Annotated in this window: 16 protein-coding genes; 11 read left to right on the top strand and 5 right to left on the bottom strand. The window is 67.8% G+C overall.

The window, feature by feature from the left end; all coding sequences use genetic code 11:
- Positions 1-4: 4 nt before the first annotated feature.
- Both C556_RS0106000 and C556_RS0105995 read right to left on the bottom strand, forming a co-directional pair.
- Positions 5-2305 (bottom strand): hypothetical protein, encoded by a 2301-nt coding sequence (locus C556_RS0106000; protein ID WP_157235913.1) that lies wholly within the window; start codon positions 2303-2305, stop codon positions 5-7.
- Between the two features lie 123 nt (positions 2306-2428).
- Positions 2429-3694, bottom strand: coding sequence for an anaerobic sulfatase maturase (locus C556_RS0105995; protein ID WP_018747331.1), 1266 nt, complete (start codon positions 3692-3694; stop codon positions 2429-2431).
- A 287-nt stretch (positions 3695-3981) separates the two neighbouring features.
- Here C556_RS0105995 and C556_RS0105990 point away from each other — a divergent pair, with 287 nt between their 5' ends.
- From C556_RS0105990 to C556_RS0105950, 9 genes are all read left to right on the top strand, one after another.
- Complete coding sequence (locus C556_RS0105990) at positions 3982-5652, top strand: sulfatase-like hydrolase/transferase (RefSeq protein ID WP_018747330.1); 1671 nt, start codon at positions 3982-3984, stop codon at positions 5650-5652.
- A 198-nt stretch (positions 5653-5850) separates the two neighbouring features.
- The gene (locus C556_RS0105985) at positions 5851-6264 is read left to right on the top strand and encodes a DUF2170 family protein (RefSeq protein ID WP_018747329.1); all 414 of its coding nucleotides are present in this window, start codon (positions 5851-5853) and stop codon (positions 6262-6264) included.
- A 21-nt stretch (positions 6265-6285) separates the two neighbouring features.
- Positions 6286-7005, top strand: a complete 720-nt coding sequence (locus C556_RS0105980) for a PspA/IM30 family protein (RefSeq protein ID WP_018747328.1) — start codon at positions 6286-6288, stop codon at positions 7003-7005.
- Entirely contained in the window at positions 6992-7333 is a 342-nt protein-coding gene (locus tag C556_RS0105975; RefSeq protein ID WP_026262849.1) for a hypothetical protein, read from the top strand. Before C556_RS0105980 ends, C556_RS0105975 begins: the two co-directional genes overlap by 14 nt.
- A 210-nt stretch (positions 7334-7543) precedes the next feature.
- Entirely contained in the window at positions 7544-8158 is a 615-nt protein-coding gene (locus C556_RS0105970; protein ID WP_018747326.1) for a hypothetical protein, read from the top strand.
- A 92-nt stretch (positions 8159-8250) separates the two neighbouring features.
- Complete coding sequence (locus tag C556_RS0105965) at positions 8251-10323, top strand: hypothetical protein (RefSeq protein WP_018747325.1); 2073 nt, start codon at positions 8251-8253, stop codon at positions 10321-10323.
- Between the two features lie 19 nt (positions 10324-10342).
- Positions 10343-10891: a TFIIB-type zinc ribbon-containing protein gene (locus C556_RS0105960; protein WP_018747324.1), complete on the top strand. Its 549-nt coding sequence runs from the start codon at positions 10343-10345 to the stop codon at positions 10889-10891.
- 45 nt (positions 10892-10936) lie between these two features.
- Positions 10937-16177 (top strand): DNA repair ATPase, encoded by a 5241-nt coding sequence (locus C556_RS0105955; RefSeq protein WP_018747323.1) that lies wholly within the window; start codon positions 10937-10939, stop codon positions 16175-16177.
- Between the two features lie 4 nt (positions 16178-16181).
- Complete coding sequence (locus tag C556_RS0105950; protein ID WP_040430508.1) at positions 16182-16772, top strand: hypothetical protein; 591 nt, start codon at positions 16182-16184, stop codon at positions 16770-16772.
- A gap of 225 nt (positions 16773-16997) precedes the next feature.
- Here C556_RS0105950 and C556_RS21515 read toward each other — a convergent pair whose 3' ends face one another.
- The 3 genes from C556_RS21515 to C556_RS0105935 form a co-directional block, all read right to left on the bottom strand.
- The gene (locus C556_RS21515; protein WP_018747321.1) at positions 16998-17681 is read right to left on the bottom strand and encodes a peptidylprolyl isomerase; all 684 of its coding nucleotides are present in this window, start codon (positions 17679-17681) and stop codon (positions 16998-17000) included.
- A 109-nt stretch (positions 17682-17790) separates the two neighbouring features.
- Complete coding sequence (locus C556_RS0105940; protein WP_018747320.1) at positions 17791-20424, bottom strand: PEP/pyruvate-binding domain-containing protein; 2634 nt, start codon at positions 20422-20424, stop codon at positions 17791-17793.
- The gene (locus tag C556_RS0105935) at positions 20421-21047 is read right to left on the bottom strand and encodes a TetR/AcrR family transcriptional regulator (protein ID WP_018747319.1); all 627 of its coding nucleotides are present in this window, start codon (positions 21045-21047) and stop codon (positions 20421-20423) included. Before C556_RS0105935 ends, C556_RS0105940 begins: the two co-directional genes overlap by 4 nt.
- Before the next feature lie 421 nt (positions 21048-21468).
- Between C556_RS0105935 and C556_RS0105930 the strand changes: the two genes are divergently transcribed.
- Positions 21469-22848: a phage tail sheath subtilisin-like domain-containing protein gene (locus tag C556_RS0105930; protein ID WP_018747318.1), complete on the top strand. Its 1380-nt coding sequence runs from the start codon at positions 21469-21471 to the stop codon at positions 22846-22848.
- 77 nt (positions 22849-22925) lie between these two features.
- Entirely contained in the window at positions 22926-23318 is a 393-nt protein-coding gene (locus C556_RS0105925; protein ID WP_018747317.1) for a hypothetical protein, read from the top strand.
- Positions 23319-23323 lie beyond the last annotated feature (5 nt).

Genomic DNA, 23323 nt, shown 5'->3' with positions numbered 1-23323 from the left:
TGCGCTAGTTGCAGCGCGCCAGCGCCTTGCCCAGCTCGCGGTAGGTCAGCGCCTCCCACTTGTGCATGACATAGACGCAGACCGCCGAGGCGTGGATGCCCTCGCATGGCCATTGCAGCGGCAGGGTGCCGTTGTCGGCGCGCTGGATGCTGTTGCCGCCGCCGTCGCTCTGTTCAGCGGTGGTGGCGGCTTCGCTCGCGGCCTGTTCCGCCTGCTCCACCAGTTGCTGCACCGTGTCGGCGGTGGCGCCCTGCTGGCGCGCCTCGGCCAGCATCTGGCCCATGTTGGAGCCGAGGATGGTGCGGCGCACCTCGGCCAGCTCCGGGCTGGTGTAGGCGCGCAACTGCGGGGCCAGGTAGTCGAGCGTGCCGTTGCATGACGCGGCGACCGGCTTGCCCTTGGCCGCGAGCGGCGGCTTGGCCAGCGCCAGGGTCGGCTTGGGCGCCGCGGCGGCGGTCGGTGCGGCGGCTTTGTTCGCCAGCGGCAGCGTGCCGCCGTCGGGCAGCGTCACCGAGGCGTCGCGCAGCACCAGGAAGTTCTCGTCCAGCACCGCCAGCTGCCCTTTCAGCGACAGCGTGGTCTGCCCGTCGAGCTGGCGCGCCTGCGCCGGCGGCACCGGCACGCCGATGGGCACGTCGCGCCATTCGCCGACGAAATAGCCGCCGTCGGCGTCGTAATCCTTCACCTGGATGTCCATCTGGTACGGCAGGGTCAGCTTGGCGACGCGGGCGCGGTAGTCGGCGGTGGATTCGTACTTGTCCTTCTTCATGCCCGCCAGGAACTGCTGCGGATCGGCGGCGGGCTCGGCGCGGGCGCCCAGCACGATCGGCCAGCCCTGGGTGTGCCAGTTGCCGTCGACGATCTCGGCGCGGGTGCTGAAGCTGCTGTTCCAGTTCAGGCCGCCCGGCAGTTCGCGCGCCAGGGTGCCGTTGTCCAGGTCGAAGATCTGCACGGTCTGGCCGCCCTTGGCGTTCCACGACCACGGGCCCACCGCCAGGTAGCGCGGCTGGCCCGGCAGGCGCTGCACATACAGGCCGTCCTCGCGGAAGCGGCTTTGCAGGCGGAACTTCTCCTGGTTGGACGACAGGGCCAGCACCGAGATCACGCCGGTTTCGGGCTGATGGATCCAGCCCAGGTCGCCGTCCAGCGTGAGCTTGCCGGTGGCGGCGATGGCGGTGGTCTGGCAATCGGGCAGCGACACCCGTTGCGGCGGGCTGGTGATGTAGGCGTGGCCCTGCTTGTCGGCGAGCAGCCAGGCCAGGCCGCGCCGGGCGATCTGGCACAGCGGCTTGCCCTGGGCCAGATCCCACACCTGGAACGGCTCGCGGGTGTTCTCGTCGCCGTTGAGGTAGGACACCAGGTACGGCAGCGTGCCGATGTAGCCGTAGACCAGCGGCGTCGTGCTGTCGCCGCGCCGGGTGTCGCCCCGGAAGCTCTGCCGGCGCTCGCCGTTGACGTAGTGGGTGAGGGTGTTGCCCTCGACCGTGACCACCTCCAGCGAGCCGTCGGCGCCGGCGCGCGGCCAGCAAGTATCCACCTTGGACGACAGCACCAGTTGCTGCACCATCTGACCGCGTTCGTCGTACAGCCAGACGCCCTTGCAGTACTTGTCGGGGTAGTACGACGCCTGCTGCACCTGCAAGCGGCCTTCCGTGGGATACGCCTGGAAGTCGCCGCCCTGCCACAGTTGCAGGCGCTGGCCGTCGCCATCCATCAACTCGATGTACCCGTTCTTGGAGAAGCCGCCATTGAGCAGGATCGAGCGCTCGCCGACGAAGGACACCGACCAGCCAACATCCTTGTTCAGCCCTTCGCGCAGTACGCGCTCGCGCCCGCCGGGCAGGTCGCGGATCACCAGTTGGTTGGACAGGTTGACGTAGCCCAGCCGCCTGCCGTCCTGCGCCACCCCGACGGTGCCGTTGGAGGTGATGTCGAAGGTGGGCCGCGGCCCGCTGGCGGCGCGATTGCCTCGTTCCAGCTGGCGGCGGTGGAACACCAGTTGCCCCGCCCATTCGGCCGGCGGGGTCAGCCCCGCCAGTTCCTGCTGCCGTTCACGCTGCCTGGCGGCGGCGTCCTGCTGGGCACGCCGTTGCTGCTCGGCCTGGCGCCGCGCCTCGTCGGCGCGCTCCTGGGCCTCGCGCAGTTCGTTGTCGCGGTCGTTCTGTTCCAGCACGCGCTGCAATTGCTGCAGGCCGCGCGACAAGGCGTCATAGTCCACCGCCCACGCCGGCGCGCCGATGGCCAGCGCCACGACCGCAAGCATCCCCCGGCGCCAGCGCGGCGCCCGCTCCCTGTAGTGCGACATGTGTCATCTCCGTGATGCGTTTGTTGTTGCGCGACGGATCGTTGCCCGCCGCGTACTGCGCGCGCCGTTGCCGACGCGCCGATCCACCGATTCTGCCATCGCCCGGCACGCGCCGGGCCGCGTTCAGCGCGCCAGCCGGCCCGCCAGTTGCCCCTTGGCGGCCAGTGCCTTGCGATAGAACTGCTTCAGCCCGGCGCACAGGTAATGCAGCCCCGGCTCGCCGTCCGGCGTCCTGAGAAAGCGATCCTTGGGGCAGTCGCCCCAGCACAGTTGCAGGTACGGACAGGCGCGGCAATAACGCGGCAGCGTGTCGGACTTGGCGCGGGCGAACTGTTCCTGCCGCAGCGAGAACGCCAGGTCGCCCTCGTGCTCGTCGGCGATGTTGCCGAGACGGTATTCCGGGTAGACGAAGTGGTCGCACGAGTACAGGTCACCGTTGTGCTCCAGCGCCAGCGCCTTGCCGCAATAGCGGCTGGTCACGCATTTCTGCGAGCCGCGGTCGAACATCATCGAGACCACGTTCTCGAACTGGTCGACATAGACACGGCCGAAATCCCTGGCGAACCATTCGTCCCACACCCGGCCGAGGAAGTAACCCCAGTCCTCCGGATCCACCGACCAGTCGGTCACCACCGAATCGGGCTGGCCGGGCCGTGCCTGCGGGGTCTGCGCGACGGGCAATTCCTGCGCCGGCCACTTGCCCGGCGCCACCGCGTGGAAGTCGCGCCGTTCCACCGCGGGGATGAACTGGATGATGCGCGGGCGCACCTGGTCCCGCAGAAAGCGATAGACGTCGATGGGGCGGCGGGCGTTGGTCCGGTTCACCACGCACAGCGCGTTGAACGGCACCCCGTGGGCATGCAGCAGCGCGGCGGCCTTCATCACCCGCTCGTGGGTGGGCTTGCCGCCCTTGCTGTAGCGGTACAGGTCGTGCAGCTCGGCCGGGCCGTCGATCGACAGCCCCACCAGGAAGTCGTGCTGCTTGAGGAAGGCGCACCATTCCTCGTCGAGCAGGGTGCCGTTGGTTTGCAGATCGTTGTCGATGCGCTGGCCGGGCTTCTTGAACTGCTGCTGCAAGGCGACGACGCGGCGGAAAAAATCCAGCCCCATCAGCGTCGGCTCGCCGCCCTGCCAGCTGAAGTCCACCCGGTCGCCGGTGTGTGCCTCGATGTACTGGCGGATGTGCGCCGCCAGCAGCGATTCGCTCATCCGCGGCATCTTGGGCTGGTGCAGCAGGTCTTCCTTGTGCAGGTAGAAGCAGTAGGTGCAATCCAGATTGCACTGCGCACCGCTGGGCTTGACCATGGTGTGGAAGCGGTAGATCGCACCGCCCTCCGGCGGCGGCAGCTTGAGCCGGGGCATGTCGGCAACGGCCTTGATGGGGATCATCTGCCGCGTCTCCTCTGGGTTTCGATACCAAGTCATATCAAAGCAAAAAAGCACGGAATTTGCCGGGACACGCCGTCACGAGTGCACCACCAAACACCAAAACCCATGCTTCGCCATCGGCGCGGGCCGGCCCGCTACCCCCAGGCGCAACGGCGGAACCGGACATGGTGGTTTATAAGTAACCCACAGGGCAAAGCCCCCGATGCCTTGAGAATCAACGCGATGTATCAACTCCCACGCATCACGTGGTCGCGCAACGGCCCGCGATGCTCCCCAGGAGCAGACCGATGTCCCCCCTTATTACACCGCCGTCGAAACGCCTGGCCACGCTGGCCGCACTCCTTGTCTCCACCTCGCTCTGGGCCGCCGACACGGCGACCCCCGTCACCGCGCCGACCAAGGTGCAAGGTCGCCCCGGTTACGATCATCCCAACCAGTACCTGGTCAGCCGCACCGTCAAGCTGGCCGACAACATGGAGCCGGTGATCCCCAACACCGAGCAGAACCAGCAGGCGCGCGCCAAGCTGGCCGCGCTGGAAAAGAAGTTCGGCAAGAAGCCCAACATCGTGATCTTCCTGCTGGACGACGTGGGCTACATGGACATGGGCTTCAACGGCGGCGGCAACGCGGTGGGCAATGCCACGCCCGACATCGACCGCATCGCCAACGAGGGGCTGATCCTGACCTCGGCCTATTCGCAGCCCAGTTGCTCGCCGACGCGCGCCACCATCATGACCGGGCAGAACCAGGCGCATCACGGCCTGCAATCGCCCCCCATGTACGGCCAGCCCGGCGGTCTGGAAGGGCTGACCACGGTGGCCAAGCTGCTGTCCGACCAGGGCTACACCACCCAGGCGATCGGCAAGTGGCACATGGGCGACAACGAAGGCTCGCTGCCGCAGAACGTCGGCTTCGACCACTTCCGCGGCTTCCTCTCGGTGTCCGACATGTATACCGAGTGGCGCGATCCGCAATACAACCCCGAGGTAGCGCTCAGCCCGTCGCGCTACGAATACGTGGAGAAGCTGCCGTTCAACAAGGCGGACGTGGAGGCCAGCAAGGGCGGCAAGATCCGCGACCTGTACACCCTCGACACCAATACCATCCGGGATCTGGACCAGAAATGGCTGTCGTTCGGCGTCGATTTCATCACCCGGCAGAAAGATGCCAAGAAGCCGTTCTTCCTCTACTACGGCACCCGGGGCTGCCACTTCGACAACTATCCGAACGACTACTACCTGGGCCGCTCCGCCGCGCGTACCAGCTACAGCGACTGCATCGTCGAGATGAACGACGTGTTCGCCAAGCTGGTGGCGACGCTGGATCAGACCGGCCAGCTGGAAAACACCGTGATCTTCTTCGGCTCGGACAACGGACCAGAAGCCGAGGTGCCGCCGCACGGCCGCACCCCGTTCCGCGGCGCCAAAGGTTCGACCTGGGAAGGCGGCGTGCGCGGCCCGAGCTTCGTCTACTGGAAGGGCATGATCCAGCCGCGCAAGTCCGACGGCCTGTTCGACTTCGCCGACCTGTTCAACACCTCGCTGTCGCTGGCCGGCAAGCCCGGCGCCGACGTGGCCAGGCTGGTGCCCGCCAAGACCTACATCGACGGCATCGACCAGACCTCGTTCTGGCTGGCCGACAATGGCGTATCCAACCGGCGCAGCATCTTCTACTTCTGGAACGACGAGATCTCGGCGGTACGGGTGGACGAATTCAAGTTCATGATGATCGCCCAGGCAGCCAACGCGATCACCCAGTCGGGCGACAACGGCGGCTTCAGCGGCGCCGCGCTCACCTCGCAGGCGTCGATCATGTTCAACCTCTACACCAACCCGCAGGAAGACCAGACCAGCGGCATCCGCCATATCCCCATGGGCGTGCCGTTGCAGGCCGAGTACCTGCGCTACCGCGAAGTGCTGAAGAAGTACCCGCCGCATACCCAGATCTCGCTGAAATAGCGTTGCGATCCACCCCGACAAAAACGCCCCGTCCGGGGCGTTTTTGTTGGTCATCGAACGGGCCCCAGCGATCGCTACACGGCATGACCCCGTTCCCTGCCACCCGATGCACCGTCCCCTCTCGCACTCGACATAAAATGTCTTGACATTATATGTCGGCAATCCTATGTTGACGGCATTCACCAAGAGGAGGGCGCCATGGACGCAGCGTTGCAGCAACGCATTGCCGAAGCAGGTCGCAGGCTGGCAGGACAACTGGGCGCATTCGAAGTCGCCCGGATCCCCGGCGAAGTCGTCGTGTTCAAGGTCGAGATCAGCGGTCGCGAGGAACTGCCGATCTTCATCACCCAAGCGGACAGCCAGATCCTGTGCATCTGCTACCTGTGGACCGAGCGCGACGTCGCCCCGAGCCGCCGCACCGCGCTGCTGGAAGCCATGCTCGACCTGAACATCGCCATCCCGCTGTCGTCGTTCGGCCGCATCGGCGACAAGTACCTGATCTACGGTGCGCTGGCCTGCGAAGCCGGTGCCGACGACCTCGCGCAGGACCTGCTCGCGCTGAGCGACAACGCGGTCGACGCGCTCGAAGCGATGGCCGAATACCTGCACTGAACCGAACACAGGAGTATCCCCATGTCCATCTTCAGCAAGATCCTCAGCGCGCTCAAAGGCAGCGCCCGCGAAATCGGGGAAAGCGTGGTCGACGCCAACGCCACCCGCATCTACGAGCAGGAAATCCACGAATCCAAGGCCGCGCTGGCGCGCGCCAAGCAGGACCTCACGCTGGTCATGGCCCAGGAAAAGGCGGCCGAGCGCGAGATCGAACGCCTCGGCAAGGAAATCCTGCGTTTCGAAGACCATGCACTGGCCGCGCTCGACAAGGCGGAGGAAAGCCTGGCCGGCGACGTGGCGACCCGCATTGCCGAACTGGAAGCGGAACGCGACGCGCAACAGCGGGCCCGCGCGGACTTCGCCCAGCACATCGCCAGCCTGAAGGACCTGATCCGCCAGGCTGAAGCACGGGTGCGCGAACACGAGCGCGAGCTGGCCGTGGCCAAGACCACCGAAAGCGTCTACCGCGCCACCGAGTCGATCTCCCAGAGCATGGGCAGCGGCGCCTCCAAACTGGGCAGCGCGCGCGAATCGCTGGAGCGCATCAAGGAACGCCACACCCTGACGGCCGACCGCATGAAGGCCGCTGAGGAGCTGGATGCCGAGTTCGGCACCAAGGCGCTGGAAAAGAAGCTGGCCGCGGCGGGCATTGGCGGTGACGCCAACCGCAAGGAGGCCGTGCTCGCCCGCCTGAAGGCGCAACGCGATGCGGATCGGGCGGCAAGCGATGAGCAGCAGTAAGAAGCTGCCGCCGCGCTGGGAAAGCTCGGCACCGGCGATCCGGGCGGTCCAGGTGGCGTTCGATGTCGAGGAAGAGGTGTTGCAGGCGGTACGGCAGGCCGCCTTCGACAACAACCTCAGCAACTCCGATCAGATCCGCGAAGTGCTGGGGCTGGCGATCACCCACCGCCCCAAGCGCCCGCGCCTGACGGTGACACTTTCCGAAGAGGACTACGCGGCCCTCGGCACCCGGTTCGGGCTCGACCCGGCGCAACGGCTGGAAATCAAGGAACGGGTGCACCAGGAACTGCTGGCCTTCGCGCGCGGCAAGCCCGGCGCCGATGCGTAAGTCAGGCATCGGCGCGAGGTCCCCCACTCGTGCAGCGCTTGCCATTCATCAAAGCTGTGGAGGGCTTCATTCCTCATGATGTTGAAGTAATTTTTGACATCACGCTGTCGTATCACTGATAACCAGCCCCGAACACTGCAAACCAGCGACATAGCATCTGCCGAAATGGCGTCACCTGCATTCGATCGACAAAACAAGGAAAACATCGAAATGGGCAGTTTCCTGGACACCATCACCTGCTTTCCGACCGCGATCTGGACGGTGTTGCTCGGCGTGGTGCTGGTCTACTGGCTGGCCGCGATGCTGGGCCTGGTGGATATCGACGCCGTCGACCTGGACGGCGAGGTCGGCGACTTCGCCGACCTGTCCGGCAAGCTGATGGCGCTGGGCCTGGGCGGCGTGCCGTTCTCCATCGTGGTCAGCCTGATCGCGCTGGTGGGCTGGGTGGTATCGGGCCTGGCGGGACAATACCTGCTGGCCTGGCTGCCCGACCTGCTGCGCTATATCGCGGGCGTGGCCGTACTGCTCGCCAGCGCAGCCGTCGCCCTCCCGGTGACGGCGATGGCGCTGCGGCCGATGCGTGGCCTGTTCGTCACCCACAACGCCATCAGCAATCCGGCGTTGGTGGGCAGCGCGTGCCGCGTGCTGACGCTGGAGGTCACCGAGCGCTTCGGCCGCGCGGAAGTGGCCACCGGCGGCGCCGGCATCAATATCCGGGTTCGCGCCGCAACCCCCAACCCCCTCACCAAGGGATCGCAGGCCGTCATCATCGACTACGACGCCGGCGGCGGCATCTACACCATCGCCGCCATCGACGATTCCTGATCCCGCCGCACCGACCTCCCCTTCACTCATACCAAGCAGACCTGCCCCGCGCAGGCCAATACCCCAGTCTTGCCTTCTTTCAGGGAGCAACCATGAACTTGATCCTGACGGCGATCGTACTCATCGCCTTCTTCGTCTTCTGCGCCTTCGTCCTCTTCGCCAAGTTCTACCGCAAGGTGGAACAGGGCCGGGCCATGATCGTGAACACCTTGCGCGCCGAGCCCGAGGTCACCTTCACCGGCCGCATGGTGTACCCGGTGATCCACAAGCTGGAGCTGATGGAAATCTCGCTCAAGACCATCGTGATCAAGCGTTCGGGCAACGCCGGCCTGATCTGCCGCGACAACATCCGCGCCGATATCGAAGTCACCTTCTTCGTGCACGTGAACAAGACCAGCGAGGATGTGTTGCGGGTGGCGCAGACAGTGGGCTGCGAGCGCGCTTCCAGCCAGGAGACGCTGGAAGAGCTGTTTGCCGCCAAGTTCGCCGAGGCGCTCAAGACGGTGGGCAAATCGATGGATTTCGAAGACCTGTACCAGGCCCGCGACAAGTTCCGCGACGAGATCATCCGCCAGATCGGCGACAACCTCTCGGGCTACGTGCTGGAAGACGCCGCCATCGATTACCTCGAACAGACGCCGCTGGACAAGCTCGACCGCAACAACATCCTCGACGCGCAGGGCATCCGCAAGATCACCGAGCTGACCGCCGTACAGCACGTGACCACCAACCAGCTCCAGCGCGACGAGCAGATGCAGATCAAGAAGAAGGACGTCGAAACCGCCGAGACCATCCTCGAACTGCAACGGCAGCAGGCCGACGCCGAAGCGCGTCAGCAGCGCGAAATCGCCACGGTGCGCGCCCGCGAGCAGGCGGAAGCGGATCGCGTGGCCGCCGAGGAGCGCGCCAAGGCCGAGGTCGCCCGCATCCAGGCCGAACAGGTGATCGCGGTGCAGCAGGAGAACATGCAGCGCGAGAAGGAAGTGGCCGAGAACAACCGCAAGCGCGCGGTGGCCATCGAAGAGGAAAAGGTCACCCGCGCCCGCGAGCTGGAAGTGGTGGACCGCGAACGCGAAGTGAAGCTCCAGGAGATCGAGGCCGAGAAGTCCATCGAGGTAGAGAAGAAGGCCATCGCCGACGTGATCCGTGAACGCATCGTGGTCGAGCGCACCGTGGCCGAGCAGGAAGAAGCCATCAAGGAACTGCGCGTGGTGGCCGAGGCCGACCGTAGCCGCAAGGCCACGGTGATCGCCGCCGAAGCCAAGGCCGAGGAAAAGCTGGTGATCGACGTGAAGGCCGCCGAGACCGAGGAACGCCGCGCCAAGCACAAGGCGATGGAAGAAACCACGCTGGCCGAAGCCAAGCTCAAGGTCGCGGAGAAGGAAGCCGAGGCCAAGAAACGCGAAGCCGAAGGCATCGAAGCGCTCAGCGCCGCCCCGGGCCTGGCCGACGCCAAGGTGATGCTGGTGACCGCCGACGCCAAGGAAAAGGACGGCATGGTCGTCGCCAAGGTCAAGATGGCCGACGCCGACGCCGTCAGCCGCATGGGCGAGGCCGAAGCCGAGGCACTGCGCCTCAAGCTGGAAGCCGAAGCCACCGGCCGCGAGAAGCTGGGCTTGGCCGACGTGAGCGTCAAGACCGCCGACGCGCACGCCATCGAGGCCAAATTCGCCGCCGAGGCCAAGGGCCTGCGCGAGAAGTTCGACGCGATGAAGGCGATGAGCGACGACACCCGCGCCCACGAGGAATTCCGCATGCGCCTCGACAACAGCCACGTGCAGACGCTCAAGGCCATCGACGCCAATACCAGCATCGCCCGCGAACAGGCGGAAGTGCTGGGCAAGGCGCTGGGCAATGCGCGCATCGACATCGTCGGCGGCGAGGGCGACTACTTCCAGCGCTTCGTCAACGCGCTGGGCATCGGCAAGGCCATCGACGGCGCCATCGCCAAGAGCGACACGCTGCAACTGGCCACCGCGCCGCACCGCAGCGGCGAACGCAACCTGATCGACGACGCCGGCAAATTGCTGGGCGGCCTGGGCCAATCGGCCGACGAACTCCAGAACCTGTCGGTCGCCGCCCTGCTGCACCGGGTGATGAAGGACGGCAACAGCGATTCGCAGGATGCGCTGCACAAGTTGCTGGGCTCGCTGGGCCGCAAGTAATCGAGCACGAGGACCGACCATGTACTGCCTGAGCTGCAATACCGAAACCCGCCGCGAATCGCTGGAGCCCGGCCTCATGGCCGAGCAATGCCCCACCTGCCAGGGCACCTGGCTCGCGCTCGAAGACTATCGCCGCTGGCTGGCGCAGGTGCCACGGCAGGCTGCAGCGGACGAGGCAGCCGGCGCCGAGATGATCGAGGAAACCTCACCGCGCGCGTTGCGCTGCCCCGACTGCGAACAATTGCTACAGAAGTACCGGGTGGCCGGGCATCTGAAATTCCGGCTCGACCAGTGCGGCGCCTGCCGCAAGGTATGGCTTGACGGCGAGGAATGGCCGGCGCTGCGCGCCCAGGGCCTGACGCATTCGCTGCTGCACATTCTCAGCGACCGTGGCCAGCGCGAGGTGCGCGAGACCGAATCGCGCGAGCGGCTGGATGCCTCCTGGCGGGCGCGCCTGGGCGATGCCGACTACGCCGAGGCGCAGCGCGTGCGCGCCTGGCTGAGCGGCCACCCGCAGCGCGCGCTGCTGCTGGCCTATCTCCAGGCAACCGAACCCGTGCTGGGCTGACCACCGAGCCGCCCTCTCCTCGCCCCGTTTACAAGGCCATCAGTGATGAGCACCACCCAGGACCTCGACCAGGACATCGCCGCCAGCGGCGGCTACGAGCTGTTGCGCCAGCGGCTCGCCCAACAGGGCGAAGCGCTGTTCGGCAAGGCGGGCGAGCTGAACGCCGCGCGGCTGGCGGCTTTCGGTCGCGCCGAACTGCGCCTGGCCGCGCGCACCCGCGCCCGCACCGAGAACAACTGCATCGCGCGCGACCTCGTCCGCGTCGGCGACCTGCTGCTGTTCGGTTACAACGTCTACATCGGCCTGCGCAAGGAAACGCGCATCGACGACGTGTTCAGCCTGTACCGCCTGAGCGGCGAGGGCGACGCGGTGGAACTGGCGCCGGTGCCGACCGAGGGCAGCTTCCTGGCCGACGTCCGCTTCGGCAGCGACTTCCGCGAGCTGTACGCCTACTACAAGAACGCCAGCCTGCGCCAATTGCGGGTCACCGGCGACAAGCTGCTCGCCGCGTTCCAGATCGGCGCCCGCGCCGGCGACCTGCGCGTGTTCCGCTGGCAGTTGAACCGCGACGGCAGCGTGCAATACATCGACAACCGGGGCGAGCGCGACATCGTGCTGCCGCCGTCGCACGATTTCGAATGGACCGCCACCGGGCGCGAACATCACGTCAACGGCAAGCATCCGCACGTCAACATCCTGGATACGCTGTTCGTCGAAACCATCGGCGGCGACCTCACCGTCAAGGTGGAGAACAACACCGACGTCGGCCTCGGCATCTACAGCGAGCCGGTGGAGGACACCAGCCAGTCGCTGACCGACGCCGAGATCAGCTACGCCAAGCTGGGCACGCTGATCCTGCTCAAAATCCTGCCCTACCGCGAAACCGCCTACCGCTACCTGGTATTCAACACCCGCACCCGGCAGGTGATCCGCATCGACGGCATCGGCGCATCCTGCGTCCAGTTGCCCGAGGATCACGGTATCGTCTTTCCCGGCGGCTGCTATCTGCAAAGCGGCGAATACAAGACCTTCACCGACGACGTCGCCGGCATGCAGTTCAAGCGCATGATCCGTTCGCCCAACGGCGAGGACGTGTTGTACGCCTTCTACGAGCCCGAAGCAGGCCGGCTGGCGCTGCTGGCGTACAACCTGATCGAAAAGACGCTGTCGCCGCCGCTATTCAGCAACGGCTACGCGCGCTTCGACGACGGTCGCCTGCTGATGTTCAACGTCGAAGGCGAGGAGGCGACGCGCAACCACGCCATGCAGTTGTGGAACACGCCGTTCTGTAGCGACGAGCACGCCGCCGGCTCGCCGCCGGCCGGCTTCTTCGGCCGCATCGGCAACGGCGAGCTGGTGCGCGGCATCTCCGAGCTGTACGGCATCGCCCGCGCCACGCGTGAGCAAAGCCCCAGCCGGCTGCATTACGAAGACCTCGAACGCGGCATCGGCCGGCTGCTCGACGGCTATTTCTGGCTGGACAGCCCGGAAGCCGGCCAGCTCGCCGCCGCGCTGCGCACCCTGGCCGACACCGCGCGGCTGACGCTGGACGAATTCGACAAGGTGGCCGCCATCCGCCAGGGCGCGGCCCAGGCACTGCGCCATGCCGAGTCGCAGCACAAGACGCTGCTCACCGACATCGCCGCCACCCTGTGGCGCGCGCCGCAGCAGTTCGTCGATGCGCTGGCGCGGCTGCGCGCACTGCGCGGCGAACTGCTGGGGCTGACCGAGCAGCGCTACATCGATACCGCGCGCCTCCAGGCGCTCGATGACGGCCTCGCCGCCGAGCAGGTGCGGCTGTCCGACGAAACCATCCGCTTCCTGGCGAACCCGCAGGCGTTCGTCCAGTACCACGCGGAGCTGGATCACGTGGCGGCGGCACTGCCGGGCATTGCCAACGTGGCGGCGCTGACACCACAGTTGCAGGCACTCGACGCCACCGCCGGCGGTCTCGACCTGCTGACCGAATTGCTGGCCGGGCTGGAGCGCGGCGACGCCACCGTGCGCACCCGCATCCTCGACGATCTGGGCGAGGTCTATGCCCGGCTGAACCAGGTGCGCGCCACAGCCCGCAGCCGGCGCGACCAGTTGGCCGTGAAAGAGGCCAGCGCCGAATTCGGCGCGCAGTTCAAGCTGTTCGGCCAGAGCGTGGCCAACGGCGTCGACCTCGCCACCACGCCCGAGCAATGCGACGAAACGCTGACCCAACTGCTGACGCAACTGGAGGAACTGGAAACCCGCTTCGGCGGACAGGACACCTTCCTGGTCGACATCGTCGCCAAGCGCGAGGCGGTGCACGAAGCCTTCGCCAGCCGCCGCCAGGCGCTGCTCGACGCGCGCCAGCAACGGGCGCAATCGCTCGGCGCCGCGGCGCAGCGCATCCTGGAAAGCATCGAAAAGCGGCTGGGACGCTTCACCACGCCCGAGGCGCTGCACAGCTACTTCGCCGCCGACCCGATGGTGCAGAAACTGCGCGGCCTGATCGGCGAGATGCGCAAGTTGAACGACACCGTCCAGGCCGACACGCTGGAAGCGCGGATCAAGACCCTGCGCGACAACGCGGTGCGCATCCAGCGCGACCAGGGCGACCTGTTCAACGCCGACGGCATCCGCCTCGGCCGCCACACCTTCACCGTCACCACCCAGCCTTTCGACCTCACGCTGGTCCATCGCCAGGATGCGCTGGCGCTGCACCTCACCGGCACCGACTATTTCGAGCCACTGGACGACGAACGCCTGACCATGCTGCGGCCCTACTGGGCGCAGCAACTGGTTTCCGAAACCGATACCGTCTACCGCGGCGAGTACCTGGCCTGGCGCATGCTCGACGCACTACACGCCGGCGAACTCGACGGCGCGGCGCTGGAGGCGGCCCGCATCGCCGAAGCCGGACTGCTGCCGCTGGTACGCGACTATGCGGCCGCCCGCTATCACGAGGGCTACCAGAAAGGCGTGCACGACGTGGACGCCGCCACCCTGCTCGCCGCCCTGCTGCCGATGGACCGGGACGCCGGCCTGCTACGCCACGGCCCGCTGCCGCGCGCACTGGCGGCCCTGTTCTGGACGCATGGCATCGAGCAGGCCGACCAGCCCGGCTGGCGCATCCGCGCCGACAACGCGCGCCGCCTCCGCGACGACTTCGGCCAGCACCAGGCATTGAGCACGCTGGCCGATAACCTGACCGCCCGCCTGGGCGATTTCGCCGCCGACCACGGGTTCGCGCTGGATGCGCCGCAGCGGCAGGCCGTCATCGCCTACCTGCTGGCCGAGCTGACCAGCGGCCATATCGAATGGGTGGTCAGCAGCGACGCGCAGACGCTGGTCGAGGCGCTGCATCGGCAACTGGAACGGCGCAACGCCCTCGGCACCCTCCAGGAAGGGCTGAAGATCGGCGCCCTGCACGACCGCTGGGCCCTGGCCTGCCACTGGTGCGAAGCCGTCGCGGCGGCGGAAGCGCTCGCGCCGGCCTACGCGCCTGAAGCCGCCGCTTTGCTGCTGACCGACCTGCCGCGCCAGCGCGCCGCGGTGGCCCTGTCCCGCACCGTGGAAGGGCTGGTCGGCCAGCACCCGCGCATCGAGCACGGCACGCTGACGCTCGATCTCAACGAGTTCCGCGAACGGCTGGCACACCACGACGCCGTGGCCGTCCCCGCGTTCGACCAGTTGCAGGCACTGCGACACGAGATCGTCGACACCACCCGGCGCCGGTTGCGGCTGGAGCAATATCAGGCCAAGCCGCTGTCGGGCTTCGTACGCAACCAGTTGATCGACGAGGTGTACCTGCACCTGATCGGCGACAACCTCGCCAAGCAGATCGGCACTGCCGGCGAAAGCCGTCGCGGCGACCTGATGGGCCTGCTATTGCTGATCTCGCCGCCCGGCTACGGCAAGACCACCCTGATGGAATACGTCGCCAATCGGCTGGGCCTGGTGTTCGTCCGCGTCAACGGCCCGGCGCTGGGGCACCGGGTGACCTCGCTCGACCCCGCGCAGGCCGACAGCAGCGCCGCCCGCCAGGAGCTGGAACGCCTGAACTTCGGTCTCGCGCTGGGCAATAACGTGATGCTGTACGTGGACGACATCCAGCACACCTCGCCGGAATTCCTGCAACGCTTCATCGCGCTGTGTGACGGCACCCGCCGGATCGAAGGCGTGTGGCAGGGCGAAGCCCGGCAGTACGACCTGCGCGGCAAGCGCTTCTGCGTGGTGATGGCCGGCAACCCGTACACCGAATCGGGCGAGGCCTTCCGCATTCCCGACATGCTGGCCAACCGCGCGGACATCTACAACCTGGGCGACGTGCTGAGCGGCAAAGAGCACCTGTTCGCACGCTCGTACATCGAGAACAGCCTGACCGCCAACCCGGTGCTGGCGCCGCTGGCCCATCGCGACCCCGCCGACCTGGCGCTGTTCCTGCGACTCGCGGCCGGCGAGGAGATCGCCCTCACCGAATTCAAGCACGGCTACGGCGCCGCCGAGGCGGGCGAGATCGTCGCCGTCCTGCAAAAGCTGTTCGCCGTGCGCGACGTGCTGATGAAAGTGAATGCCGCGTATATCGCGTCCGCCGCGCAGGCCGACGCCTACCGCGTCGAGCCGCCGTTCAAGCTCCAGGGCAGTTACCGCAACATGGCCAAGCTGGCGATCAAGGTGTCGGCGATCATGAACGACGCCGAGCTGGCCGACCTGGTGCGCGACCATTACCTGGGCGAAGCGCAGACGCTCACCCACGGTGCCGAGGAAAACCTGCTCAAGCTGGCCGAACTGCAAGGCGCGCTCTTGCCGGAGCAGGCCCAACGCTGGAGCGGGATCAAGCGCGACTTCCTGCACCACAAGCGCATGGGCGGCGCCGACGCCGACGGTGCCACCAAGCTGGCGCAACAGGTATCGCACATCGTCACCGTGCTGTCGGAGATCAGCGAGCGCCTGGCGCGACAGGACAGCGGCCCGCAGGTGGCCACCGCCCTGCAACATATTGAAAAGCACCTCGCCACCGGCGAGACCAGCAGCAAGCTGCTGGCCCGCACTTGGCGCGACGGCCTGGTCGCGCTGGAGAACACCTTGCGCGGCACGGCGCCACAGATCAACGTACCGCCGCAGCCGGAACTGCTCACCGTGCTCCAGGCGCTGGCCCATGCCTACGAAAACGCGCTGATCCCGGTGATCAGCGCCATGCAGCACAAGATCCGCCTCGACCACGACATCTGGGACAAAGTCATGCAGATCGGCGAGCAGATCAAGGCGCTGGAACAGACCACCACCCGCAACCTGCAACCCGCCACCAAGTGACCCCATGCCTCTGAACTATCCATTGCAGTACTCGTTCAAGATCCTGGCCATCGCCCAGCAACTGGCGGTGCGCGACGCGCGCGGCCAGCTGCTGTACTACGCCCGCCGCAAGCTGATGAAGCTGAAGGAATCGGTGACGCTGTACGCCGACGAAGCGCAGACCACGCCGCTCTACCAGATCGACGCCGACCGCATCATCGACTTCTCGGCCAGCTATCGCATCACCGACCGGCATGGCGCCGTGCTGGGGCAACTGCGCCGCCGCGGCATGCGCTCGCTGTGGCGCGCCAGCTACGAGATCGAAGTGCCGGGATTGGGCACCTTGCAGGTGCGCGAAGCCAATCCATGGGTACGGGTGGCCGACGGGCTGGTGGAAGGCATCCCCGTGCTGGGCTGGTTCTCCGGCTACCTGCTGCACCCGCAGTACGACGTGCGCGACCGCGCCGGGCGCCTGCTGACCAGCCTGCGCAAGGAGCCCGCCTTCCTGGAGGGCCGCTTCGCGCTGGAACGCCACCTGCCGCTGGACGACGCCCAGGAACTGGCCATCTCGCTGGCGCTGACCATGTTGCTGCTGCTGGAGCGCGACCGAGGCTGAGGGATCGGTCGCCCACCGCCCCTGCCACGAACAACGCCCCGACCGGGGCGTTTTTCATGTTGGGTGCCCGCGCCAGGAGCGGCTGACAAAACCCGGCGAAGCGCTCCTGGCAGGAAGCGCGAAACGTCCCGAAAGGCGGTAGACCGAACTCACTTCTACCGCGCACCGTACAAGGGGTACGGCCAGTTCAGCCCGGCGCAGCCGGAGGGGCTTTGTCAGCCACGCTCACTGCCGCGCGCAGTCGGTGATGTAGTCCAGCTCGGGAAAGTCGTGCTTCAGATAGGCCGCGCCGCCCTCCGCCTGGATGCGCTGCGGGTCCGGCCCGGCGCCCCACGGCGGGATGTCGCCGTAGCGGGTGTTGAAGCGGGCCACGGTGGCCTGCATCGCCTCGTCGGTCACGTAGCCGAACGGCGACTCCCACGGCTGGGTGCCTAGCGAATCCACCTTGTCGCCCAGGGTGATGAACAACTGCGTGGCGCGGGTGTTGGCGCCGGCGCCGGCAAAGCTGAGGTAGCCGGCCTTGAAATGGCGCAGCTCGGGCAGGATCGGGTCGTCGCCGATGGCGGGATATGCCTTGGCGTCGGCGCGCGGCGGCGTAGCGCCGAACTGGCAGACGAAGCCGGCCACGCAGCGGAACAACGGGATGTCCTTGAAGTAGCCGTCATCCACCAGTTGCAGAAAGCGCGCCGCGCCCTGCGGGCTCCAGTCCGGGCGTACCACGATTTGCAACGGGCCCTTGGTGGTGCGGCACGCCACCTGCGCCGGCTGCACGCTGGGCAATGCCGTCGCCGCGACCGTGGCCGGTTGCGACGGCGCGGCCGGCGTCGGCGCCGCGCTGGCATCGCCACGCAACTCGCCCCACAACCAGAACCCGACCACCACGGTGATCGCCAGCATCAGCCACTTCATGTGCGCCCGCCATCCGCATCGAAAACGCCGCGTTGTATCACGCGCCGGTGCGCGGCTGCCAGCGGCGGCCGGCGGCGCGCGATGCGAAAGAGACAGGCGGCGCGGCACCTCAATCCAGCCGGCTCACCGTCCCCCGCGCCCCGTCCACCCGCAGCCGTTCGCCATCGCGCAGCCGTTGCAGGATGCCCGGCAGGTTCACCACCGCCGGAATGCCGAATTCGCGGGCGACGATGGCGCCGTGGGAGAGGAAGCCGCCGGTTTCCATCACCAGTCCGCCGGCCTTGAGGAACAGCAGCGTCCACGCCGGGTCGGTGGACGGCACCACCAGGATGTCGCCCTGCGCCAGGCGCGCACCTTCGTCGGGATGATGGATCAGCCGCGCCGGGCCGCTGGCGACGCCGCTGCCGACCGCGACGCCCTGGAACGTATGGCCGTCGGCGGCCAGCGGGACCACGCCGGCCTTGGCGCCGAGGTTCTCGGCGCCGCCGTGCTGGAGGATCACGTCCGGCGCCGCCTGCGCCTGCCATGTGGCGAAGCGTTGGCGCCGGTCGGCGATCAGGGCGGCCAGCGCCGCGCCGGGGCGCAGGCCGTCGAGCACCGCCAGCGCTTCGGCCGGCATCAGGAACCACACGTCGTCGGCGCGGGCCAGCCAGCCGCGTGCCGTCCAGCGTTCGCCCAGCGCCAGCCACAAGCGCCGGGCGGGTTCGGTGTAGGCCATCAATGCGCTGCGCGCCGCTTCGCGGTCGTTGGTCTCGTGCTTGGCGGTGCGCACCATCCGCGCCAGCAGCGGGCGCTTCCACCACGGCAGCGCGCGGCGCGCCTCGGCCCAGGCGGTGTCGGCGGCCTGGCGCTGTCGCGCGGCGGCGGCGGCCATATCGGCGGCGGCCAGGCCGGGCAGGCTGTCGAGCAGGTAGTCGGGCGCCTCGCGCCAGCGCGGGTTGCCCAGGTAGGTTTCGTAGACGCAGCGATGGCCGTACTGCGCCAGGAAGTCGGCGAAGGCGGCGCGGAACGGATTGTCCGGCGGCAGGTCGCGCCAGTCGTCGCCGGGCCGGCGCGCGGCCAGCCAGGCGCTGGCCGTCGGGTCGGCCATGGCGATGCGCGCCACCTCGCTCAAGGCGTAGCCCTGGCGCAGCGTGACGCTGGGTTCGCCGCCGGCGAGCAGCGCCGACGCCAGCGCATGGCCCTCGCCGGGGCGATGCGCGTCGAGCAGGTCCACCAGCAGCGACAGATATCCACCGCCCGAGCCCTGCATGAAATGCAGCGGCGCCTGGGCGTGGCGATGGCGTGCCTGGCGGCGGATCTCGGCGGCGAAGCCGGCGTCGTCGGCCGGCAACGGCTGTTCGCGCCATTGCCGCGACAGGCGCATCGCCTCGGCGACGGCGGGCGGCCCCTGCCGCCGCAAGGTGCCGGCGCGCAACAGGTAACGCGCCATGCGCAGGCCCACCGCCAGCCGCTCGCGCCCGCTGCGGGGCGGCAGGCGGATTTCGGGCTGGCGCCCGCCAACCAGCCGGTTCATCGCGGCCGGCAGCACATTGAAGGCGGCGTAGCCCTCCCACTGGATCAGCGACAGGTTGAGATACAGCCGGCCGTCGAACAGCCCGGTGCGCTGCGCGCCCGGCAGCATCGCAAAGCCGGTGAGGCGGAACCCCGTTTCGAGCAGGGCGTTGGCCAGCCGCCGCCAGCTGCCCCAGTCCATCGGCGGCAACGGGTCGGGCACCACGTCGCGGGTGTTGCCGCGGGTCCAGATGTCGGGCTGTCCCAGCAGTTCGGGATAGGTGCAGCGGCCGCGCGCGGTGACCGGCCGTGCCTGCAACAGCCAGAAGCGCTCGCCGTCCCACGCCCATTCGCAGTCGTACACCGGGTGGCCGTAATCCAGCGCCAGCGCGGCCTGGCGCAGCAGTTCGCCCAAGGCCAGCGACTGGGCGGGCGTCAGCACCGCCGCGCCAGGTTCCGCGCCGCCGGGGCGCAAGGCGGTGCCGCCGTCCGGCGCGGGCACGCTGGTCAGCGCCTTGGCGCCGGGCGTGCAGGCCAGCAATGCCAGGCTGTCGTCCTGCGCCTGTTCGCCCAGCACGATTTCGTCGCCGGTGGTGGCGCCGGCCACCAGGCTTTCGCCCAGCCCCCAGTTGGCGTGGATCACCAGCCGGTCGTCGCGGCCGCTGACCGGGTCGCAGGTGAAGGCGATGCCGCTGGCACGCGCCGGCAGCAATGGCATCAGCAGCACCGCCATCGCCGCGTCGTCGTGGGCGATGCCCAGGCGGGCGCGATAGGCGACGGCGGCCGGCGTCCAGAGCGATGCCCATACCGTGACGATGGCGTCGGCCAGCGCCGCTTCGCCGCGCACATTGAGCAAGGAGGCGTGGATGCCGGCGAACGAGGCGTCGGCGCCGTCCTCCTGCGGCGCCGACGAGCGCACCGCCAGCGCGCCGTCGCGCCACGGCGGGCTCGCCAGCCGCTGGCGCAACGCGGCCAGCACGCTGTCGTCCGGCCGCCGCGCCAGCAGGCGGGGCCGCAGCGCTGTCAGCGCCGCGATGCGTTCGGCGTCGTGCAACGCGGCGGCGGCATGCAGTTCGCGCGCCAGCCCGCTCCGGTCCAGCCACGCGCGGTAGGCGGCCACCGGCAGCACCATGCCGTCGGGCACCGGCAAGCCATAACGCGCCAACCGCGCCAGGGTCCATGCCTTGCCGCCGGCCTCGGCGGCGCCGGCGGCGAGGATCGCCGGCCAGTCGGGCAGCAACGGGCTCATCGCGGCGCCTCCACCCCGTGCAGGAACAGGTCGAGCATGCCGGCGAACTCGGCGCGCAGGTCCAGCGCGGGGGTATGCAGCCAGCGCAGCAGCGCGCCCAGGTGCAGGTATTGCAGATGGCGCGCCAGCATGGCGGGCTCGTGGCCGCGACGGAATTCGCCGTGTTGCTGGCCGGCGGCGATCAGTTCGGCGAACAGGCGCTCCAGCCCGCTGTGCGATGCCTCGTCGGCGACGCCGACTTCGCCCAGGCGGAAGCGCACGTAGTGGGCGAGGAATTCGCGATGGCCGATCGACCAGTCGGCGTTGTGGCGGAAGAAGGCATGCAGCCGGGCGGCCGCGGTGGGCAGCAGCGCCAGTTCGCGCAGCAGCGCCGGCAGGCCGGCCGCCAGATCGCGGTGGAAGCGGTGGCGCAGCAGCGCCTCCTTCACCGGAAAGTGCTTGTACAGCGTGCCCTTGGCCACGTCGGCGCGGGCGGCGATGGCCTCCATGGTCACCGCGTCGAAGCCGTGCTCGCGGAACAGCGTCCAGGCGGTGTCGGCAAGGTGGTCCAGCGTCTGCTGGCGCTTGCGCTCGCGGCGACCGGCTTCCGTTGCCGGGGAGGTCGAAGGCGGTTGGGTAGGCATGGGCTGCACCACAAATGAACGATGCTCATAAATGTACGACGTTCATTTTTCATTGCCAAGCCGGGCGTGCCGCGCCATGACCAGCTGCCAGCCAATCTGACAAATTGCCGGGTACAAAACTGACGAAATCGGCGCAGCTGACATGCCGTCCGCTAAACACCGTTTATCCCCCAACCCAGGAAGGGCCGTAGTTATCAGCCGCCCAGCGGCAACCAGTGGTTATCCACTGGAGCTTGTTTAGCAAAGCGATTGTTTTTGAAGAGAAAAAGTAGTCAATGAGCTGAAATTTTTCCGTAACGAACAATCAAGTATTTGAAAATTTTGCACGCACCTCCTTAAAATCTCCCGTATGTCATACGCAATGCACTAGGCATATCAGTACGTTTGGCGTAATCAAACCCCTATTCAGGAGTACACAGTCATGACGTTGATCATCCCCGGCGTGGAGGTCAAGGTAGTCAAGGAAGTACTGGCTCCGCAGCTTGCGCCCTCGGGCGTGCTGGGCCTTGTGGGCGTGACCGAGCCGGGTGCCACCGGTGTGAAGCGCGCCGCCAGCTGGCGCGCCTTCATCGAGGCGGCCGGCGGCGCCGGTTCCTTCGCGATTCCCGAAGCGGCGCCGGCCCTGGCCAATGGCGTGTTCGAACTGGTGGTGTGTCCGGTGGACGGCGCCACCGCCGCCACGGTGAAGATCCTTGCCGACAGTGGCGAAGCCTTCACCCTTCAGGCGCGCGCCGGCGGGCCGTGGGCCAACGGCGTGACCGTCGACGTGGCGGTGCGCACGGTGGACCTGGGCGACAACAAGACGCGCACGTTGTTCGACCTGACGCTGGCCCGCCCCGGCACCGACTACCAGGAAGTGCACCGCAACCTGTCGATCGACGCCAACGACGCGCGCAACGTGCAGACCGTGCTGGCGGCGCAGTCGCAGCTGGTGAAGCTGGTCGATGCGCCGAAAAAAGCGCCCAAGGCCAGCGCGGCCGGCGCGCCCTATGCGCTGGCCGGCGGCACCGACGCCGCGCTGGACAAATACACCCAGGCGCTGGCGCTGCTGGAGAACGAACCGGACGTGGACATGGTGCTGGTGTCGGTGCAGGACCAGGAGCCGGTGCGCCTGGGCCGCATCTACAGCGAGGTGATCGCGCACTGCGACCGCATGTCCGCGCGCAGCCTGGGCCGCATCGGCCTGGGCCAGGTGCCCGGCCTGAGCGCCGACACCATCAAGACCAACTCCGAAAAGCTGACCGCCACCCTGGTGTCCGACCGTTTCGTGCTGGTGGCGCCGGCCGGCGTGGTCGGCGCGGTGGCCGGCACGCTGGGCAGCCTGGATTACTTCCAGTCGCCCACCTTCAAGCGCCTGGCAGCGATCCCCGAGCCGAGCCCGGCGCTGGGCGTCGAGCCGCAGCAGGAGCTGCTCAAGCGCAACGTGGTGCCGGTGGTGAGCCAGCGCGGGCGCGGCATCATCGTGGTGCGCGGCCTGACCACCGATGGCGACCAGATCAGCGTGCGCCGGGTGGCCGACCACGCGGTGCGCGGCATCAAGGTGATCGGCGAGCTGTTCATCGGTCGCCTGAACAACGACGAAGGTCGCGGCGCGCTGAAGCAGAAGCTGGTCGAGTTCCTGGTGCAGATGCAGAAGGAAGGCGCCATCGTGCCGTCCACCGACGGCACCGACCCGGCCTTCAAGGTGAACGTCTATTCCAGCCAGGACGACTTCGCCAAGGGCATCGTCCGCATCGACCTCGCGGTCCGGCCGGTGCGCGCCATCGACTTCATCTACGCCACGGTGCTGGTGCAGACCTGATCGGCCGTTCCTCCCGTCCTTCCTTTCCTTGAACCAACGAGGGCGGCCGTCGCGCCGCCCCCAGCGAGGGTCACACCATGCCCACCGTATTTTCCGCGAACCGCAGCAACGTGCTGGTCGACGGCGAAGCCATCGAAGGCTTGCAGTCGCTGGCCTTCCGCGTGCTCACCGAGCGCGAGGACATCCGCGCCGTCGGCAGCGCCGAGCGCATCGGCGTCAGCTTCGGCCTGCGCACCGTCCAGGGCGAGCTGGCCGTGCGTTCGGCCAACTACAAGCTCGACAGCCACCTGGAACTGCAGGCCAAGTTCCAGCTGGTGGCCAACCTGAAGAAGGACGACGCCGCCGATTCGCCCAAGCGCACGCTGTCGTTCGACGACTGCTACCTGGAAGCGAAGGACTTCACCGTCGGCGCCGGCGGCACCGTGCTGACCCAGTACGCCTTCACCGCCACCCGCATCCGCGAAGAGTAAGCGCC

This window comes from Chitiniphilus shinanonensis DSM 23277 (assembly GCF_000374805.1).
In the GTDB taxonomy this organism is placed as follows: domain Bacteria; phylum Pseudomonadota; class Gammaproteobacteria; order Burkholderiales; family Chitinibacteraceae; genus Chitiniphilus; species Chitiniphilus shinanonensis.
The sequence above is the reverse complement of the archived record's forward strand: the minus strand, read 5'-3'. Positions and strand labels throughout refer to the sequence as shown.

Coding starts and splice junctions, on each gene's coding strand:
- C556_RS0105985 (WP_018747329.1), top strand. CDS start 5,851: ATGGACGCAGCGTTGCAGCAACGCATTGCCGAAGCAGGTCGCAGGCTG.
- C556_RS0105935 (WP_018747319.1), bottom strand. CDS start 21,047: ATGCCTACCCAACCGCCTTCGACCTCCCCGGCAACGGAAGCCGGTCGC.
- C556_RS0105975 (WP_026262849.1), top strand. CDS start 6,992: ATGAGCAGCAGTAAGAAGCTGCCGCCGCGCTGGGAAAGCTCGGCACCG.
- C556_RS0106000 (WP_157235913.1), bottom strand. CDS start 2,305: ATGTCGCACTACAGGGAGCGGGCGCCGCGCTGGCGCCGGGGGATGCTT.
- C556_RS0105925 (WP_018747317.1), top strand. CDS start 22,926: ATGCCCACCGTATTTTCCGCGAACCGCAGCAACGTGCTGGTCGACGGC.
- C556_RS0105990 (WP_018747330.1), top strand. CDS start 3,982: ATGTCCCCCCTTATTACACCGCCGTCGAAACGCCTGGCCACGCTGGCC.
- C556_RS0105955 (WP_018747323.1), top strand. CDS start 10,937: ATGAGCACCACCCAGGACCTCGACCAGGACATCGCCGCCAGCGGCGGC.
- C556_RS0105940 (WP_018747320.1), bottom strand. CDS start 20,424: ATGAGCCCGTTGCTGCCCGACTGGCCGGCGATCCTCGCCGCCGGCGCC.
- C556_RS0105965 (WP_018747325.1), top strand. CDS start 8,251: ATGAACTTGATCCTGACGGCGATCGTACTCATCGCCTTCTTCGTCTTC.
- C556_RS0105995 (WP_018747331.1), bottom strand. CDS start 3,694: ATGATCCCCATCAAGGCCGTTGCCGACATGCCCCGGCTCAAGCTGCCG.
- C556_RS0105960 (WP_018747324.1), top strand. CDS start 10,343: ATGTACTGCCTGAGCTGCAATACCGAAACCCGCCGCGAATCGCTGGAG.
- C556_RS0105980 (WP_018747328.1), top strand. CDS start 6,286: ATGTCCATCTTCAGCAAGATCCTCAGCGCGCTCAAAGGCAGCGCCCGC.
- C556_RS21515 (WP_018747321.1), bottom strand. CDS start 17,681: ATGAAGTGGCTGATGCTGGCGATCACCGTGGTGGTCGGGTTCTGGTTG.
- C556_RS0105970 (WP_018747326.1), top strand. CDS start 7,544: ATGGGCAGTTTCCTGGACACCATCACCTGCTTTCCGACCGCGATCTGG.
- C556_RS0105950 (WP_040430508.1), top strand. CDS start 16,182: ATGCCTCTGAACTATCCATTGCAGTACTCGTTCAAGATCCTGGCCATC.
- C556_RS0105930 (WP_018747318.1), top strand. CDS start 21,469: ATGACGTTGATCATCCCCGGCGTGGAGGTCAAGGTAGTCAAGGAAGTA.